Source organism: Mycobacterium gordonae (assembly GCF_001417955.2).
GTDB lineage: Bacteria > Actinomycetota > Actinomycetes > Mycobacteriales > Mycobacteriaceae > Mycobacterium > Mycobacterium gordonae_B.
The window spans coordinates 150,893-167,865 of the sequence record NZ_LKTM01000361.1; the positions used below are offsets into that span (position 1 = coordinate 150,893).

The 16,973-nt window shown below is 67.0% G+C and carries 16 protein-coding genes and 1 pseudogene; 8 read left to right on the forward strand and 9 right to left on the reverse strand.

Features of this window, described 5'->3' with window-relative positions; translation table 11 throughout:
- Window positions 1-37: 37 nt before the first annotated feature.
- From AO501_RS36470 to efeO, 3 genes and pseudogenes are all read left to right on the forward strand, one after another.
- Window positions 38-376, forward strand: a pseudogene (locus tag AO501_RS36470) (LLM class flavin-dependent oxidoreductase); the annotation flags it as partial.
- A 174-nt stretch (window positions 377-550) separates the two neighbouring features.
- Complete coding sequence (locus tag AO501_RS29315; RefSeq protein ID WP_055581060.1) at window positions 551-1,747, forward strand: cytochrome P450; 1,197 nt, start codon at window positions 551-553, stop codon at window positions 1,745-1,747.
- A gap of 69 nt (window positions 1,748-1,816) precedes the next feature.
- Window positions 1,817-2,956 carry an iron uptake system protein EfeO gene (gene efeO / locus AO501_RS29320; RefSeq protein ID WP_231752655.1) on the forward strand — a complete coding sequence of 380 codons (1,140 nt, stop codon included), beginning with the start codon at window positions 1,817-1,819 and terminating at the stop codon, window positions 2,954-2,956.
- Window positions 2,957-2,961: 5 nt separating this feature from the next.
- On the opposite strand, the gene AO501_RS29325 is transcribed toward efeO, so the two are convergent.
- Together AO501_RS29325 and AO501_RS29330 are read right to left on the reverse strand one after the other, a co-directional pair.
- A complete protein-coding gene (locus AO501_RS29325) occupies window positions 2,962-3,945 on the reverse strand; it encodes an alpha/beta fold hydrolase (RefSeq protein ID WP_055581061.1) in 984 nt (327 codons plus the stop codon).
- 13 nt (window positions 3,946-3,958) lie between these two features.
- The gene (locus AO501_RS29330; protein WP_055581111.1) at window positions 3,959-5,257 is read right to left on the reverse strand and encodes a M23 family metallopeptidase; all 1,299 of its coding nucleotides are present in this window, start codon (window positions 5,255-5,257) and stop codon (window positions 3,959-3,961) included.
- 52 nt (window positions 5,258-5,309) lie between these two features.
- On the opposite strand from AO501_RS29330, the gene AO501_RS29335 reads away from it, so the two are divergent.
- Both AO501_RS29335 and AO501_RS29340 read left to right on the forward strand, forming a co-directional pair.
- Window positions 5,310-5,705, forward strand: a complete 396-nt coding sequence (locus tag AO501_RS29335) for a hypothetical protein (protein WP_231752648.1) — start codon at window positions 5,310-5,312, stop codon at window positions 5,703-5,705.
- Window positions 5,706-5,841: 136 nt separating this feature from the next.
- Window positions 5,842-6,852 (forward strand): hypothetical protein, encoded by a 1,011-nt coding sequence (locus AO501_RS29340; protein WP_231752649.1) that lies wholly within the window; start codon window positions 5,842-5,844, stop codon window positions 6,850-6,852.
- A gap of 44 nt (window positions 6,853-6,896) precedes the next feature.
- Here the strand turns inward: AO501_RS29340 and AO501_RS29350 are convergent, their stop codons facing one another.
- Window positions 6,897-7,718, reverse strand: a complete 822-nt coding sequence (locus AO501_RS29350; protein WP_055581063.1) for a sulfurtransferase — start codon at window positions 7,716-7,718, stop codon at window positions 6,897-6,899.
- Between the two features lie 22 nt (window positions 7,719-7,740).
- Between AO501_RS29350 and AO501_RS29355 the strand changes: the two genes are divergently transcribed.
- The gene (locus tag AO501_RS29355; RefSeq protein ID WP_231752650.1) at window positions 7,741-8,208 is read left to right on the forward strand and encodes a hypothetical protein; all 468 of its coding nucleotides are present in this window, start codon (window positions 7,741-7,743) and stop codon (window positions 8,206-8,208) included.
- Here the strand turns inward: AO501_RS29355 and AO501_RS29360 are convergent.
- Together AO501_RS29360 and AO501_RS29365 are read right to left on the reverse strand one after the other, a co-directional pair.
- Window positions 8,205-8,927 carry a hypothetical protein gene (locus AO501_RS29360; protein ID WP_055581064.1) on the reverse strand — a complete coding sequence of 241 codons (723 nt, stop codon included), beginning with the start codon at window positions 8,925-8,927 and terminating at the stop codon, window positions 8,205-8,207. The two genes, AO501_RS29355 and AO501_RS29360, sit on opposite strands and share 4 nt — an antisense overlap.
- Window positions 8,924-9,790 (reverse strand): TIGR03619 family F420-dependent LLM class oxidoreductase, encoded by an 867-nt coding sequence (locus AO501_RS29365; protein ID WP_055581065.1) that lies wholly within the window; start codon window positions 9,788-9,790, stop codon window positions 8,924-8,926. The genes AO501_RS29360 and AO501_RS29365 overlap by 4 nt, the downstream gene beginning before the upstream one ends.
- 46 nt (window positions 9,791-9,836) lie before the next feature.
- On the opposite strand from AO501_RS29365, the gene AO501_RS29370 reads away from it, so the two are divergent.
- Both AO501_RS29370 and AO501_RS29375 read left to right on the forward strand, forming a co-directional pair.
- Complete coding sequence (locus AO501_RS29370) at window positions 9,837-10,379, forward strand: TetR/AcrR family transcriptional regulator (RefSeq protein WP_055581066.1); 543 nt, start codon at window positions 9,837-9,839, stop codon at window positions 10,377-10,379.
- Window positions 10,376-11,626, forward strand: a complete 1,251-nt coding sequence (locus tag AO501_RS29375; RefSeq protein WP_055581067.1) for a cytochrome P450 — start codon at window positions 10,376-10,378, stop codon at window positions 11,624-11,626. The genes AO501_RS29370 and AO501_RS29375 overlap by 4 nt, the downstream gene beginning before the upstream one ends.
- Here AO501_RS29375 and budA read toward each other — a convergent pair.
- The 4 genes from budA to AO501_RS29395 all read right to left on the reverse strand — a co-directional run bounded on the left by budA (window position 11,623) and on the right by AO501_RS29395 (window position 16,884).
- Window positions 11,623-12,384, reverse strand: a complete 762-nt coding sequence (budA, locus tag AO501_RS29380; protein ID WP_082658914.1) for an acetolactate decarboxylase — start codon at window positions 12,382-12,384, stop codon at window positions 11,623-11,625. The two genes, AO501_RS29375 and budA, sit on opposite strands and share 4 nt — an antisense overlap.
- Window positions 12,381-14,045 carry an acetolactate synthase AlsS gene (gene alsS / locus AO501_RS29385; RefSeq protein WP_231752651.1) on the reverse strand — a complete coding sequence of 555 codons (1,665 nt, stop codon included), beginning with the start codon at window positions 14,043-14,045 and terminating at the stop codon, window positions 12,381-12,383. The genes budA and alsS overlap by 4 nt, the downstream gene beginning before the upstream one ends.
- Before the next feature lie 93 nt (window positions 14,046-14,138).
- Window positions 14,139-15,734, reverse strand: coding sequence for a Na+/H+ antiporter (locus tag AO501_RS29390; RefSeq protein ID WP_055581115.1), 1,596 nt, complete (start codon window positions 15,732-15,734; stop codon window positions 14,139-14,141).
- Between the two features lie 49 nt (window positions 15,735-15,783).
- Window positions 15,784-16,884, reverse strand: coding sequence for a DUF5685 family protein (locus AO501_RS29395; protein ID WP_055581069.1), 1,101 nt, complete (start codon window positions 16,882-16,884; stop codon window positions 15,784-15,786).
- Between the last annotated feature and the right edge of the window lie 89 nt (window positions 16,885-16,973).

The window sequence follows — 16,973 nt, forward strand, 5'->3', positions numbered from 1 at the left end:
CTACGTGGGACAAATTTTAGGTCAGGCGGAATCAGCTGTGTTCACCCTGCGCTTCGACATGCGGGCTCCGGCTTTCGGGGCCGATCCGGCGGCCTTGTACGCCGCCGCGCCGGAGATGTGTGCGTGGGCCGAAAGCCACGGCTGGCCGCCGTGATGTGCGAACATAACGGGTCGCAGGACGGCTACCTGCCGTCGCCACTGCTCCTGGCGTCGGCGGTGGGCGGCACGGACGCAACGGCTGGCATTGAGCCTGACCCTGATTCTGCCGTTCTACGATCCGGTGCGGCTGGCCGAGGACATCGCGGTGCTCGACATCCTCAGCGCCGGGCGGGCCTCCTACATCATGGCGCCGGGCTACCGGCCGGAGGAAGAGGCGATTTCGCGGGTGCGTGCCCGCGAGATGCTGGCCATGTCACCGTTGGGTGGCGGGTTGCCGCCGGATATCGCGTGGCCGTATCTCGAGCGGGTGGGAAAGGTTGTGCTCCCGGAGGCTTCCGGGTCTGCCGAGGGCGCCCTCGGCGAATTGCTGTCGAATAAGAAGGGGTGATTGATGACTGAGGCCAGTACCACCGAGATCTATTACGACCCTTTTGATTTCGATATCGACGACAATCCGTACCCGATCTGGAAGCGGATGCGCGACGAAGTTCCGTTGTATTACAACGAGAAATACAACTTCTACGCGCTGAGCCGCTACGAGGACGTAGCTCCGGAACTGACGAACTGGGAGACGTACCGCTCGGGCCGCGGTACCACCATGGACATCATCATGAGCGGGATCCAGGTGCCGCCCGGGGTCATCCTGTTCGAGGACCCACCCCTGCATGACCTGCACCGCCGTTTGCTGTCCAGGGTTTTCACGCCGCGGCGGATGGAGGCGATCGAACCGCTGACCCGCGACTTCTGCGTGCGTGCACTCGACCCGCTGGTTGGTACCGGCCGGTTCGACTTCATCGAGAACCTCGGCTCGACGATCCCGATGCGCACCATCGGCTACCTGTTGGGCATTCCGGAGGAGAGCCAGGCGCATATCCGGGACCGTGGTGGACGCGCCATCAACCTCACCGAGGGCACCTTCCGGGCCGTCGAGGAAGACCTCTTCGAGAAGAGCTACGAGGTGTTCTCCGACTACATCGACTGGCGGACCGAACATCCCTCCGACGACCTGATGACGCAACTGCTCAACGCCGAGATCGAGGACAACGGGGTGACCCGGCGCCTGGATCGCACCGAGGTGCTGATGTACACCAGCATGATCGCCGGCGCCGGCAATGAGACGACCACCCGGTTGATCGGGTTCATCGGCCAGTTGCTGGCCGAGCACCCCGACCAGCGCCGCGAGATCGTCGCCGACCCATCGCTGATCCCGATGGCCATCGAGGAGGTGTTGCGTTACGAGGCGCCGTCCCCGGTGCAGGCGCGCTACGTCGCCCATGACGTCGAGTGTCGTGGCACGCTGATTTCGGAGGGGTCAATCATGTTGTTGCTCAACGGATCGGCCAACCGCGACGAGCGCCGGTATGTCGACGGGGAGCGGTTCGACATCCACCGCGGCGGCGCACACCTTAGTTTCGGGCACGGTCTGCACTTCTGTCTGGGCTCGGCGCTGGCCCGCATGCAGGCGCGGGTGGCGCTCGAAGAAGTGATCAAACGCTGGCCCGAATGGGACGTCGACTACGACAACGCCGTCAAGGCGCACACCAGCAGTGTGCGGGGCTGGGCGAAACTGCCTGTCATCACGGGGTAATGTCGGCCGGTGTCCGCCAACCGGTTGCCAGCCGCCGAGCTGATCGTGGTAGCGCTCGCCGTTGCGGCAGTGGGATGCAGCCATTCGAGCCCGGCACCGAGGACCAGCAACGCGGTCAAGGTGACGATGTCCAACAACGGCGGCAGCAATCGCTGCGTGCTGGACACCACGACCGTTCCGGCCGGCCCGGTCACCTTCACGGTGTCCAACGCGAGTGCACTGGGCATCTCCCACGTGGAACTGCTCAAAGACCAGCGTGTCATCGGCGAGAAGGAGAGCGTGGACCCCGGGGAGGAGCCTGTGTCCTTCACCGTCAGCCTGGACGGTGGCGCCTACCAGATCTATTGTCCCGCAGCGGAGATCGAATACCAGACCCTGACGGTGACGGGACGCCTGCCGGCACCGGCCACCGGACCGGTCGCGGCCACCTTCGCCCGCAGCGCCAAGGACTTCGCGCCGTACGTCGTCAATGAAATGGGTCACCTCAACGAAGCGGTGAAGGCACTCGATGCGGCCGTGCAGTCAGGCAACGTCGACGGCGCCAAAGCGGCCTACGCGCAGGCGCGTCCGTTCTACGAACACATCCAGTCAAGCGTGAACGGTTATCTGCTACCGGGTTTCACCGTCGGTGACAACAGGGGGAACCTCGATTACCTGATCGACATGCAGGAGGCCACCCCGGTCGACCCCAAGGTCGGCTGGACAGGCTTCCACGCCATCGAGCGGGACCTGTGGCAGGCCGGTGCGGTCACCGCCGCCACCAAGGCGCTGAGCACCGAATTGGTCAGCAACATAAACACATTGACCACCACGGTCACCACCGTGCAATTCCGGCCCGAGGATGTGGCCAACGGCGCCGCCGATCTGATCGAGGACGTCTACAACACCAAGATCACCGGCGAGGAAGAAGCGTTCAGCCACCTCGATTTCGTCGACTTCGCCGCCAACGTCGAAGGCGCACAACACGCCTACGCTCTACTGCGCTCGGGCTTGAACGACATCGACAGCGGCCTGGTGCAGCAGATCGACCAGCAATTCCAGGACGTCCTGGCCATGTTGGAGCACTACCGCGACCCGACGAAGCCGGGCGGCTACCGGATCTACACGGCCGACGTGCGCGAGCGCGACACTCCCAAGCTGACCGCCGTGATTCAGCCGCTGCATCAGAGCCTGTCCGCCATCGCGCAGAAGGTCGTCACGGCTAACTGACCGATCTAAGCCTGATCCACCAGGACCGTGCCCTCGGGCCGGTCCCCGAGCGTCTGCAGTTGCAGCGCAAGGCTTTCGCCCTGCGCGGTCAGCCGCACGATCTGCGCCAACTCCGCGGGTGCGTCGCACTGCATGTAGTGGTCGGCGCCCGGCACCACCCAGTAGCGGCTGCGGCCCGGCATGCCGCGCAGATACTTCTGCCACACATGGTTCGCGACCCGCAGCGGGGCCACCGTGTCGTGCAGGCCCCACACCACCGTCACGTTGACCGGAAGGGTGGAAAGCCGCTCGAGCCAGTTCTTTTCATCCGCGGCGCGCTCATGCAGATACTGAATGGTGTCCGGCAGCACCCGCATCCCGTCGTTGAATGCGAAGCACTTTGCCAGGGCGGCGATCTCGGGGTTGTCCGGGGTGCGCCGCGGCATGAACGTGGTGAACCCGAGGCCGGCGGCCAGCAATTCCGGCGTCGTCTCCGCCGCGGTGGCCCGGGCCGTCTTATCGTTGAGCAGCGCGGTCTGGAATGCGGTGAGGTTCGACAGCGGCAGGTAGATGTTGCCGTTGGTGAGGATCAGATCCTTTGGTAATGCCGACTTTTCGGCGAGCAGGCCCACCGCGATCATGCCGACGCTGCAGCCGCGGTCGTGCGTGATCATGTGGTAGTCGGTCAGTTTCCACACCTCGGTGATGGCGTGTACGAGCAGACGCGCATCGTCGTAGAGGGAGTAGACGTAGGGTTGGGGCGGCTTGTCGGACACGCCGTAACCGGGGAAATCCAGCGCGAAGATCTCGAACTCGTCTTTAAGCTCACGCGCCAGCGGGAAGTAGTCGATGCTGGATGTCGGAAAACCGTGCACGCATACCAGCGCCGGTTTGCCCGGCGTGCCGTAGCGGCGCAGGAACACCGTGACCGATTGCCCGTCGTTGGCTTCGGTGGTTGAGCGCCAGCGCAATTCCGTTCCGCCGTTGTTCCATTCCACGAAGATGTCCATCGCTGCGGCCTTTCTAGGTTTGCGGGAACGTCACGACGGCCAGCAGAACCGGTAACTGGTTGCCCTTGAGTTGAGGGGTCGCCAACATGTCCGGGCCGAAGAACGAGCCGCTCAGGTAGTTGTCGGCATTCCACACCTGGGCTGGGTTGACCTGGCCCTGATAACTGAAACCCTCGATCACGTAGGGCTGGCCGTCGGCCTCGAACAGCGAAGGGCCGTTCATCAGTTGAAAGTGCAGGTGCGGAGCGTTGGAGTTGCCGGTGTTGCCCAGCTTGGCGATCTGCTGGCCCTTCTTCACCTTGTCCCCGGGTTTCACCAGCAACGAGCCCTGGATGAGGTGGGCGTACATGGCGTAGAGGCCGTCGCCGATGTCCAGGATGATGTGGTTGCCGTCGACGTTGTCGACGGTCAGCTTGGCGGCCAGGACGGGGTCGGAGGCCGGCAGGATGCCCGGCACGTTGGCTTCGACGTTATCGAGGGTGGACACCACGGTGCCGTCGGCCACCGCGTAGATCTCCGACCCGTAGTCGATGAAGCTCTCGTTTTTGGTCTGATCGCCCGCATAGAAGTTGCCCTGGTCGTTCATCCGCATCCAGTCGATCGCGAAGCGCTGACTGTTGTTCAGCTTCATGTTCAGCGGCAGGATGGCGTCGCGGTGCGCCCAGCCCGGGTCGCAGCAGCCGTTGAACGCCACCCAGTTGTTGCCCTTCAACGGCGCGGCGATGATGCGCGGCATACCGGCGGAGATGTTGAACGGCGCGCCCAGGGTGTCGAAGGGGCCCGGCTCTTTCGAGGCCGGATTGGCGACGCCGTTGCCGTGGAACCGCAGCATCACCGCCTTCGGGAAGTCGGACAGGTTGTCCTGGCGGAAATCGATGAGCAGCGACCGCGAGGTACCCGGTGCGATGGTGAAGTCGGGCGCCGGGGCGGCGGGCAGCACGCGCAGCCGGTTGCAGTTGCCGTAGTTGCAAGCGGGATCGACCAATTGGGTGCCGGAGAACGTGGCGAGGACCTTGTTGGGGTCCTTTCCGTCGACCACGTCGACGGCGTCCAGCGTGGCGGGCTGCGCGCTGGAGTTGGTGACCTGCATGTCGAACGCCAGGTGATACTTGTCGTCGGAGCCGGGGAACGGGAATGTCGGCCGGCTGATCGGAGCGACCGTCAACGGTGTGAACGCGTTGGGCACCGTGACGCCGTTCAGCGGGTCCGCGGCGACGGGTGCACTGGTGGCGGCGGGTTGCTTTGGCGATGACGAACACCCGGCGAGGACGAGCACGCAACCAAGGACCGCCAAACTCCGCCGTTTCGCCATCGGGTGAGCATAGTATTCCCGCTCGGCATTTCGGCTGCTTACCATGCTGGGCATGTTCAACACGCGGGTGATCGGGCTTGCGGAATACCGGATCAGCGCCGGGCAGCCCGGCGTGCTCACCGCCCGCTACCTCACTGCCGGGTCCCGGTCGCTGGGCTCCGGGCGCGCCGTCGGGGACACCACGGCCGGCTTTGCGGGTCACTACCGCGTCCAATACTTCGATGGCGCAGGCACATTCGCCGGAGATCTCGATTTGCAGATTCAGCGCGCCGGGGAAGGCTATCGCCTGACCTGGCGGCACCGCCCGGAGAATGTGCGGCTCCCGGTGGCTGTCGGGGAGGTGGTCTACGAGGGCATCGGCTTTCTGACGAGCGAGGACACCATGGCCATCACCTACTGGATGGCGGAAAAGCCGACGTCGGCGATCGAGCTTCGGCCCTTGTTGTGAGGGAACGGATGACATCGTCGCGTAACGGCGGGAAATCGCTAGCCCAAAAATACGATAACGATTCTCTGAGTGCAGGCCGTGTCGCGCGAAAATCATTCGTGAAGTGCACCAGCCACGCCCATGAGATAGGGGGATCGTGCTCAGACGGTTCCGCGCTGCTCTGGTTGTGGCCGTCGCGTTCTGTGTCGGAGGTGGGTTGGCGACGGCTGATCCCGGAGGTCTGCGGACCGTGGTGACGTCCGCTTGCGAGCAACGGACACTGGTGCTGTCGGCGTTCCCCGCCGAAGCCGACGCGGTGCTGGCCCATACCCTGCTCGAGCCGAATCCCGTTGGGGTGTATGACAGGCAGTACTACTACCGCGGTTCGATCGCGGGCAAGAAGGTGCTGGTGGCGATGACGCGTATCGGCCTGGTGAACGCGACCACGGTCACCGAGGCCGCGCTCAGCCGCTTCACCTGCGCATCGGGCATTTCGATTGGCGCTGTGGTGTTTTCGGGGGTTGCCGGCGGAGCCGGGCGGACCAGCGTCGGAGACGTGGCGATACCGGCGCAGTGGACACTGGACAACGGTGCCACGTACCAGCCCGTGGATCCCGGCATGCTGGCGGCGGCTCAGACGCTGACCGTCCAGCTCAGCAACGTCAACAACCTGGGCAATCCGATGTGCCTGTGCCGGCACGTGCCCACCGTCAAGCTGAACGAGCTGCCCCGCCAGCCGCAACTGTTCGTCGGTGGGAACGGCTACAGCCACGACGCCAACAACGGGCAGGCGTTTCCGTGTGTCCCCAACGCCGGTGACGTCTTCGGATGTCAGCCCTGCAGTCCGCCCGGCCGCTCGCTGCTCTACACCGGCAACTTTTTCCAGGCCATCGGACCGTGGCTGGCCAAAGGGTTGCTGAGCAACTTGAACATTCAGACCGCCGATAACCCGGCCTACGATGCGGTGGACCAGGAGACGGCCGCGTCATTGGCGGTCGCGACGGCACACGGGGTGCCGTTCCTGGGCATCCGTGGGATGTCGGATGGGCCGGGCGATCCGCTTGGCCTGCCCGGGTTTCCGTTTCAGTTCTTCTTCTACAAGCAGATCGCCGCGGAGAACGCCGCGCGGGTGGTAGAGGCATTCATGGCGAGCTGGGCGGGTCCGTGACGCGCCGATGTTCCTGGTGTGAACTGCCCGCCTCGCAGCGACAACTATTCCGCCCCGCGCGCCACCGGCCGCGCGGGATCCGAGCACCACTCCGACCATGACCCGGGATACAACGCCACTTGCCGGCCCGCGGCCGCGAACGCGGCGACCACCACGGCGGCGGTGACACCGGACCCGCAGTAGACCCCGACGGCACCGTCGGGCAACAGGCGATCCTCGGCGGCCAACGTGCCGTCCTGCGTCAACACCCTCCCGAACGGCAGGTTCTTGGCGCCGGGAATGTGACCGGCCACCGGGTCCAGGGGTTCGGTCTCACCGCGGTAGCGCTCGGGCGCCCGGGCATCGAACAGAGCCACGTCCGCCGTCTGGTCCGCGGTCAGCGTGGGTTGCGCACCGGCATACAAATCGTCATGTGCCACAGTCACATTGCCCGGCCGTGGCTCGACTGGGCCAGTCTCCAGGCTGCCGCCCGACGAGCGCCAGGCTTCCAGTCCGCCGTCCAGGATGCGCACGTTCTCCAGGCCCGCCGCGGTCAGAACCCACCACGCCCGCGCCGACCCGACCCGGTTCCAGTCGTCGTACACCACGACGAGCTGCTCCGCGCGAACGCCCGAGCGCCGCAACGCTTCTTGCAATCGATCACCGGAAGGCAGGGGATGCCGGCCCCGTCCGGTCACCGTATGGTCGCTCAGGTCGTCCTCCAGCGACACGTACACCGCGCCGGGCAGGTGCCCGCCCAAATAGGCCGGGTGGCCGTCGGGAGCGTCGAGCCGCCACCGCACGTCGAGAACCGTGACCGGTTCGCCGGACTGAAGCAGGCGGGCCAGCTCGGCGGCCGTGATGAGAACTTGGTCGCGCGTCGTCACCCGTTCACCCTATCCTCGACTGATGGTGCGATGGTCCCTCGCGTACTGGGCAGCGGGTGCGCTGGCGCTGAGTCTGGCGACGGCAGGCCCGGCCGGTGCCGTGCCCAACACGAACTGCACGCTCACCACTCCGGTGCGGGAAATCCAGCACGTGTCCGAGCTGCCGGCCGAGCTGCGTGGCCTGCTGCCGCCGATCGCCGACATCGGTGCGCCCTTCAACAGCACCGATTCGGTCAATGACCCGAACCTGCCGTTCCGGCGGCTGATTCGCGCCGGCAGCCGCGGCAGCGACTGGTTCGTCTGGTACGAGCACGGCGGGATCGGCTACTTCTGGCAGGCCGTGGTCGCGCGCGTCACGCCGGGTGGTCAGCCGACCGTATTGGCCAATGCGGGAACGATTTCCGACACGCTGTGTTCGTTGACCGACGGCGTCTACACCGGCCAGGTGCCGCCCTATCCGCCGGGCGCGTGGGAAGCCGGCGACTTCTAGGCCGGCCAGGCGTCCCACCTGATCATGCTGCGCAGCGGGCCGGCGAACAGCGGCCGCACGGCTCCCGATCGCCAACGCTCCTCGATCACCGGCGCCAGGGCCGCGCTCACAGCCAGCGGGTCGTCATCGAGATAGACCACGGTCACGTAGTGCGGTTCGGTGCGCCACCCGCGGGGCGCGGGCGTACAGACGGAGCCGTACGTCCACACGCCGGCCACGCCGGCGCCGGCGAGCAGGGCCGGATAGTGCTCGGCGCGCAGCCATTTCAGCCAGGCATCGGGCCGCTCGCCCACCGGTTCTTCGAGGATCAGCAGCACGCCGCGGTGCGGCCGGAACGGCACCACTTCGGCCGACACCAGTGCCTGCGGTGCCGAATCCCATTGCAGCAGAGAAAGACCGGAGATCTGCAGCAGCGGACGCATGGCCGGCATGCGGCCGTTCTCCCGCAGCACGCGGCCGAGTTCGACAAAGTCGCGCAGCGTTTCGGCGACGGGTTCACCGACCAGGTAGTGGACGACGTTGCCGATCTCGCCCAGCGGTCCGTGCGCGGCGATCCGGTGCATGGGATAGTCGCCGTCGGCGATCCAGCGCAAACCGTGCACGATGCCGGGCAGCTGATACTGCTCGGGCATGTGGTCGAGTAGATGCCAGCGCAGATATCCGTCGTCGGCGGGCGCCGCGGCGGTGAGGCTGAAGACGCCTGCCCTGACCCGGTTCATCCGGCGTTCAGTTCGGCGAGTGCGTGCAGGTTCTCCAGGTAGTGCTGCAGGGAATCGTGCCGGAAGGTGGCGCTGACGATGGTGGCGCCGTGTGCCAGCGTCTCGGCGATCAGGTCGCGGGCCCGATCGGGTTCGTTGAGTGGATCCAACCGGTGCGCCGGTCCCAGCACCACGTCGAAGTCCGGCGGAAGGTCGCAGCGGTCCAGCCATTCTCGCGCCTGCGGCAGGCTCACGGTGAACGGTGCCCAGCCGTCGGTCAGGTTGACGGCCCGGCGCAGCGACCGCAGCGTGCGGCCGCCGATCCACAACGGCACCCGCGGTTGCACCGCACACGGGTCGACGACCATGCCGTCGAATGAATAGAACTCGCCGTGGTAGGCGGGCACGGCCACCGACAGCGCCGCACGAAGCGCCCGCAACGCGTCGTCTCCGCGCACGCCGCGGTCGTCGAACGGGGCGCCGATCAAGTCGAACTCCTCTTTGAGCGAGCCGACGCCGACACCGAGGATGAGGCGGCCGTTGCTGACCTTGTCCAGGGTGCCGTAGCGCTTGGCGATCTCCAGCGGATGGTGGTAACCCAGCACCAACACGTTGGTGGCCAACCGGATCCGCTGGGTACGGGCCGCCAGAAAACCGAACGTGGCCAGCGGGTCCCAGTAACGCGCGCCGCGGCGGGCCTGCTCGGCGGCGGGCAGCGCGATGTGTTCACTGCAGGTCAGATGGTGATAGCCGAGCCGATCCGCCGCTTCGGCGACCCGCGCGATGTCCTCGATCGACGCATCGACCTCCCAGTCGGCGCTCACCCCGGGGAACATCGTCACCACGGGCGTGGAGATGGACAACTTTGCGGGCAGCGTGCTCATCGCGCTAGATTCTAACAGTGCTCGAATTGATTCGAACATGGCTCGAATGACGGCGCGGCGCGCCTACGGCGAGCTGGACCGCACCCAGGTGGTGTCCTCGCTGCACACCCTGGCGCGGCGCGTCGGGGTGCAGCAGGTGACGATGCGCGAGCTGGCGGCCGAACTCGGCGCCGCGGTGCCATCGGTCTACTACCACGTGCCGGGCAAACAGGCCGCGCTGGACCTGCTCGCCGAGTCGGTGCTGTCCGGCATCCCGGTGCCCGAAGCCGGACCGTGGGACACCCGGCTGGCCGAACTGTATTGCGCGGCGCGCGAAGTCATGCTCGGCGTGCCCGGGATAGCGAGCATCCTGCAGACCCGGGGCGGAGGGGAGCGGGCCCGCCGCCTGGACCGGCTCAGCCGCTCGCTACTGGCCGAAGCGGGGCTCGCCAAATCCGTTGCCGCGGCGGCACACACAGTGCTCTACACCTACCTGCTGGGCTCGGTGAGCCTGGACGAAGCCCGCGGCAAACCGTCATCCACCAAGCGTTTTCGGGCCGGCCTGGACGTGATCATTGCCGGCATCAAGGCATCCGAGGGGGAGTCATGACCGTTCCAAAGCTGGGGTCACTGGTGGTCGAGAACCAGCAGACACAGGCCGATCGCGACGCCGCGGCGGTGCTGAACCCCGACACGTTCGTCGCCGGCGCCCCGTTCGACGCGATGACCCGGTTGCGCGCCGACGCGCCGGTGCACCCGGTACAGATGTCCGGCCTGCCCCGGGCGTGGCTGTTGACCAAACACGCCGACGTGCGACTGGTCAGCCGCGACACCGACACCTTCACCAGCAGTCGGGGCAACACCCTGGTCGAGGTCGAGGCAGGGCCCACCTCGGCGATGCTGCCGGGCATCGACCCGCCGCGACACGTGCACTATCGCAAGCTGATCAACCAAGGCTTCACGGCCCGTAACGTGCTGCGGCTGGAGCCGCACATGCGTCAGGTCGCCCGCAACATCGTCGCCGACATCACCGAGAAGGGTGAATTCGACGCCGTGCCGGACATTTCCGCGGAGATGTCGCTACAGGTGATCGCCGATGTCCTGGGGGTGCCGGCCGAAGACCGGATGGAGGTGTTCCGGTGGAGCAACGCGATCGGCACGCTGGGCATCGAAGACCCCGACTACGCGCCCACGCCGGAGGCGCTGGGGCAGGCGGCCGCCGAGATGTTCCGCTACTGCGGCGAACTGGTCAAGCACCGGCGCACGCACGGCCTGACCGACGACATTCTGTCGGCCCTGCTGGCCGCCGAGGTGGACGGCGAGAAGCTCAACCGCGATCAGCTCAACGAATTCTTCCTGCTGCTGGCCATCGCCGGCAACGAAACCACCCGAAACACCCTCAGCCACGGCATCTTAGCGCTGTCGCAGCACCCCGGGCAGCAGTCGCTGCTGGCCCGCGACCCCGATGCCGTCAAGCCGGCGGTCGAGGAACTGCTGCGCTGGGCGAGCCCGGTGATGCACTTCCGCCGCACCGTCACCCGAGACGTCGAGATCCGCGGGCAGCGGATCCCCGCCGGTGACTGGGTGCTGATGCACTATCTGTCGGCCAACCGCGACGAGGAGGTGTTCGACCGCGCCGATGAATTCGACGTCACCCGAACGGATGCCGGGCACGCGGCGTTCGGCGGCGGGGGAGTGCACTTCTGCCTCGGCGCCCAGCTCGCCCGGCTGGAGCTGCGGGTCATGCTCGAGGAGCTGTATCCGAATGTGCCAGGGCTGAGCGTGACCGGCGAGCCGGACCGGCTGCGGTCGTCGTTCTTCCATGGCATCAAACGACTTCCGTGCAGTACCGGCTAGCTGCCTTCCGCCTTGGTTATCTGATCGCCGATATCGTCCGCGGATAACTGCGCCTGCAGGAACGCGCCGGAGGTCGGCAGGCTGAGGTGCAGCTGGGATGCTCCGCTGACGGCGACGTCGCCGCGCTCCAGGGTGAAGTCGAGGACGTGGCCGCCGGCGGTGCGGTCGTCGTTGAGGAAGTGCAGGTGATAGCCCGCGACGGAAATGCCTTGTTCGAAGTCGGGGGTGCGAAAGCCGACCAGGGTGCCCGAGACGTCGGTGAACCGGGTTTCGGCCTGGCCTTCGGTCGCTTCAGTCAGCGGTGGATACGGCTGCTGCTGTTCCATCACGGTGCGGGTGTGCAGGTCGGCGAAATGGCCGGTGACCCGGATCGCGTAGATCAGGTTGGCGCTGGTGATCCGCTGGTCGATGGCGGCGATCACCACGGCGCGGTTGGTGCGTTCGGTGATCGCGATGCCGAAGTCGCGGTGGAACCGGGTGATCGCTGCGAAGGGTGTGCGGTCGGTTTGCGCTGCGCGAGTGGCGGTTCCGTCCGCGCGCAACCGGTAGCAGACCCCGTCGAGGATCACCATCTCGCCGTCGAGGTGATTGAAGGTGCCCAGCCCGAAGTCACCGTGCTGCAGGATGTCGGCCACGGTGGCCTCACCGTCGTACACGCCGTCGAGCAGGGCGCCGATGGTGGAGTACTGGTACACCTCGGCATCATGGCCGAGAAGGGCTGTGGCCCAACGGCGGAAGTGCTCGCGTGCGGTGCTCATTCGAACGTGTCGTCGTGCAGGTGGGCGGCCAGGTCGACGTTGTGGCTGTAGTCGACCGGGACGTCGATTAGCGAGGGGCCGGGTTCGGCCAGCGCCTGTCGCAGGACCGAGCCGAATTCTTCGAGGCTGTTTACCCGGTAGCCGTGGGCGCCGAACGCCTTGGCGTAGGAGACCACGTCGTAATCGCCGAGCTGCACGCCGGACTTGCGGCCGTACTTGAGCTCTTCCTGGAAGCCCACCATGTCGTAGCTGTTGTCGCGGAAAATGATGTGGGTGAACGTCAAACCGAGCCGGGTGGCGGTCTCGAGTTCCTGGGCGGAGAACAGGAACCCGCCGTCGCCGGACACCGAGACGACGGGCGTGCCCGGCCGGACCAGACAGGCGGCCATCGCCCAGGGCAGCGCGACCCCGAGAGTCTGCTGGCCGTTGGAGAACAGCAGTCGGCGCGGCTCGTAGACCCGGAAGTGCCGGGCCATGTAGATGTAGACCGAGCCGATGTCGCAGGCGATGGTCGCGGTGTCGTCGAGCTCTTCGCGCAGCCGCAGCACCACCGCGACCGGGTTCAGGCCCGGGCCGTGCGGCGGCTGGTCACGTGCGGCATTGTCGATGTGCGCCAACGCGTTCCGCTGGACGTCAATCTCGTTCTGGTAGTCGCTGGTTGGCGTGAACCCGGTCAGCGAGTCCGTCAACGCGGTGAGCGTCGCCGCGATATCGCCGCGCAGTTCCACCGTCGGCAGGTAGTGGTTGTCGACGTCGGCGGGAATGGAGTCGATGTGCACGATCGTGCGGTCGACATTGTTGTTCCACAGCACCGGGTCGTATTCCACTGCGTCGTAACCGATGGTTGCGATGACGTCGGCGTGGGCCACGATGACGTCGCCGGGCTGGTTGCGGAACAGTCCCACCCGGCCCAGGAAGCAGTCCTCCAGCTCGCGGGAGATGACGCCGGCGGCCTGGAATGTCTCCACGACGGGCAGTCCGGTCGCGGCCACCAAAGCCCTTAGTGCGGTGCAGGTTTTGGGATCGGCGCCGCGGATGCCGACCAGCAGCGCTGGCCGCTGTGCGGTGCGGATCAGCTCGGCCGCCCGCGTCACCAACTCCGAGGGGGCCGCCGCGAGCGGGGGAATCGGCAACGCTGCGGTGATCCCCGCTTCGGTCGGGGCGGCCAGCACGTCGGCGGGCAGGACAACCGCTGCGGCGCCACAGGGTTCGGTCAGCGCGGCGCGGAATGCGGACACGGCGGCCTCGGCGGCGTTGTCGGGATGGTCGATCTCGCCGGTGTACTTGGTGACCGTCCGCAACAGCGCGGCGGCATCCATCGACTGGTGGGTGCGCTTGAGCCGGTCCTCGCGCTGCACCGCGCCGCACAGCGCCACTACGGGATCCTGTTCGGTGTTGGCGGTGAGCAGGCCCGTGGCCAGATTGGCGGTGCCCGGCCCGGAGGTGACCAGCACGACGCCGGGAGTGCCGGTGAGCCGGCCGACGGCGGCGGCCATGAACGCGGCGTTCTGTTCGTGCCGGCACACCACCACGTCGGGGCCGCCGTCGAGTAGCGCGTCGTACACCGCGTCGATTTTCGCGCCCGGCACCCCGAAGACGTACGGCACACCGTGCGCGGACAGCACGTCGACGATCTTCTGAGCGCTACGCACGGAAGTCACGCCAAGGACGCTACCCGAACCAGCGGCGCAGCGCTCCGCCCAGTGCATCGGCTGATGCGAATTCGCCTGTCGCCCAAGCGATATGACAGGATCCTATTCCACGTCGGCCGGACCGAGCAGCCGCACCTCTTCCAGGTCCATGGTCTCCTGGATCTCACGCAGCACGATGTCGTCGATCTGGCGCTGGTTGCGCAGTTCGGTGATGGCCTGGCGTTTGCGTTCCAGCACCCGCAGGTGCACCTCGCGGATCTTGTCCCGCGCCTCGGTCAGGTGGTTGCTGTCGTCGGAGTCGTCGCCGTCGGCTTCGGCCAGCCGGGCCTTCTCTTCGTATTCCTTCTGCAGGCGGGCCATGATCTTGGGCCCGACTCCGACCTCGGCGGCGACCTGCGGCAGCGCTTCCAGCGCGACTTCGGCGCCGCGGGTGCGGGCCAGTTGTACTTCCTCGGCGCGGGCGACGTCTTCGGGCAGCCGCGCCCACCGGACCACCAGGGGCAGCGTGCTGCCCTGGATGAGGACTGTCGTCAGGATGACGACGGTGACCACGAAGATGATCAGGTTGCGGTCGGGAAACGGTGCGCCGGTATGGGTTTCCAGCGGCACTGCGAGCGCCGCGGCCAGCGAGACCGCACCGCGGAAACCGGCCCAGCTGGTGACGCTGCGCTGGCGGAAGGGGACGTGACGGGTGTCGCGGTGCGCGGATTTGTCGATGGCCAGCCCCAGGACGGTGGTCAGCTCGACCCACAGGAACCGTGTCGCGATCACCACACCGCACACCGCGAACGCCAGATAGACGGCGTGCCGGATACCGCCGTGGACGTCGGCGATTCCGCGCATGGCGTTCGGGATCTGGACGCCGACGAACACCCACAGCGAGCCGTTGAGCAGGAATGTGGTGATGTCCCAGAACGCGAAGGACTGCAATCGGGAGCGGGCCCGGATGACCCGCGGGCTGACGTAGGTGAGCATTAGCGCGGACACCAGCACCGCGACCACACCGCTGCAGTGCGTCGTCTCGGCGAGCAGGAACGCGGCGAACGGTGTGAGCAGGCTCAGCGCGCCCTCCTCCAGCGGTGCGTCGATGCGGCGGCGCAGCAGCGTCACCAGCCCGCCGACGATCAGCCCGGCGAGGATGCCGCCGAGGTAGGAGTAGACGAACTTCAGCGTAAGGGCCAGCGGACCGACCTCGCCGCCACCGACCGCGACCGACACCGTCACCCCGAACAGCACCAGCGCGGTGCCGTCGTTGATGAGGCTCTCGCCGCGCAGCACGGTCAGCGACCGGCGCGGCAGTTTCTTCGCCAGACCGGCGACGGCAGCCGCGTCGGTCGGTGACAGGACGGCGCCCAATACCGCGGCCGCATGCGATTCCATGCCCATGGCGCGGGCCGCCGTGGACACCGCAAAGGCCGTGGCGATGACCAGGCCGATGCTGGTCATCACGATGACCCGCATGTTGTTCTTGATCTCGCGGAAGCTGGTGTTCAGGCTTTCCCAGTACAGGATCGCCGGCAGGAACAGCAGCAGCACCAGCTCGCCCTCGATGTGGACGTGCGCGAAGCGGGGGATCAGCCCGAGCAGCGCCCCGAGGAAGATGAGCAGGACCGGGGGACCGACCCGGAACCGGCGGCCCAGGAGCGTGCCCAGGACCACGGTGGTAACGAGCGCAACGATGAGGACAAGCGCAAACACCTGTCCCATCTTTGCGCAGGATTAAACAGTCGGCCCGACTGGTGCTGCTTCAATTGCAGTCGCAGCAGTCTCCGCAGTCGCAGCAGCAGCTGTCGCCCTCGCAGCAGGTGTCGCAGCAGCAGTCGCATTCGCACTCGCAGCAGCAGGCGTCGGTGCAGCTGTCCCAGCACCCTCGCTTGGGCTTGGGCTGCATTTCCGGCGGCAGTTCCTCGGGCGCTCCGGGGTAGTTGCCGAAAGCCTGCGGGCCGAAGTTGATTCCGTCCTGCTGACCGTGCGGGGTGCCGTCGGGGTAGTTGCCTTTGGGGTCGAAGGTGCGCGACACGGAGCGCCGGAGCTCTTTGGTCAGCAGGCGCTTCGGCAGCCGGCCGTCGGTGAAGTCGACGTCGGCCAGCGCGAGCTGGATGCCGAGCACCGCGTCGTCGCACAGCGTGCGGGCCTCGGCGAGCGTTGTGCCGGTGGCGGCCAACGGATTCCACTTGCCACGTGCCACATCGTCGCGGTAGTCCTCGACGGCGTCCAGCAGATGCGCGACCCGTCCGAACAGCTGCCCGATCTCGCGCAGGGGCGCCTCGTTGGCCGGGCGGCCGGCCAGCACGGCGGTGTGGGCGAAGGCCGCGGCGACGGCGGTCTCGGTGGGTTCGGTGACAGCGAGCAGGGAGCTGCCGGGGCCCGCCGATGCTTCCAGTTCGGCCTGACGGTCCATCGCGGCGACCAGTACGCCGGCGTCGAAGCCCAACTCGTGACCGGCGTCGGTGCCGCGGCGCACCCAGCGTTCGGCGATGCGCCGCGCGGTGGGACGCACCGCGGCCACTCCGACCAGGCCGTCGCGGTCGTCGACGTGGTCGCGGACCTTGGCGGCGGCCAGTGCCAGCGACACCACGGCGGCCAGTCGCACGCACTCGCCGGTCGCCACGTCCGCGCGCTTCATGCCGCGCAACGGGCAGGGCCCGGCCGTGCGGCGCGTCGGCTTTGCCGCCGACTGCGCTTCGACCAACAGCGAGACGATCAGGCCGTCATAGTTGGTTGCGATTCGCGCGGCCTGACCGTAGTCGTCGCGCAACGCCAGACACAGGCCGCAGAGCTGGGCGCGCCAAGCCGCGGTGAGTTCGCCGCCGAGCCGATGACGGCAGGGCCGAATGATGCCAAACACGCATTGAAAGTACCGGACTGTTTGCTGGTGTGCGGGTATTGCCGCTTGTTTCGGGTGTGCGTGTACGGCGCGATTTCGGCGAATTATGG

Excerpts from the sequence above, each read along its gene's own strand:
- AO501_RS29365 (WP_055581065.1), bottom strand. The coding sequence starts at position 9,790 with ATGAGCACGCTGCCCGCAAAGTTGTCCATCTCCACGCCCGTGGTGACG.
- AO501_RS29330 (WP_055581111.1), bottom strand. The coding sequence starts at position 5,257 with ATGGCGAAACGGCGGAGTTTGGCGGTCCTTGGTTGCGTGCTCGTCCTC.
- AO501_RS29360 (WP_055581064.1), bottom strand. The coding sequence starts at position 8,927 with ATGAACCGGGTCAGGGCAGGCGTCTTCAGCCTCACCGCCGCGGCGCCC.
- AO501_RS29355 (WP_231752650.1), top strand. The coding sequence starts at position 7,741 with ATGGTGCGATGGTCCCTCGCGTACTGGGCAGCGGGTGCGCTGGCGCTG.
- AO501_RS29375 (WP_055581067.1), top strand. The coding sequence starts at position 10,376 with ATGACCGTTCCAAAGCTGGGGTCACTGGTGGTCGAGAACCAGCAGACA.
- budA (WP_082658914.1), bottom strand. The coding sequence starts at position 12,384 with ATGAGCACCGCACGCGAGCACTTCCGCCGTTGGGCCACAGCCCTTCTC.
- AO501_RS29335 (WP_231752648.1), top strand. The coding sequence starts at position 5,310 with ATGTTCAACACGCGGGTGATCGGGCTTGCGGAATACCGGATCAGCGCC.
- AO501_RS29325 (WP_055581061.1), bottom strand. The coding sequence starts at position 3,945 with ATGGACATCTTCGTGGAATGGAACAACGGCGGAACGGAATTGCGCTGG.
- AO501_RS29370 (WP_055581066.1), top strand. The coding sequence starts at position 9,837 with ATGACGGCGCGGCGCGCCTACGGCGAGCTGGACCGCACCCAGGTGGTG.
- AO501_RS29315 (WP_055581060.1), top strand. The coding sequence starts at position 551 with ATGACTGAGGCCAGTACCACCGAGATCTATTACGACCCTTTTGATTTC.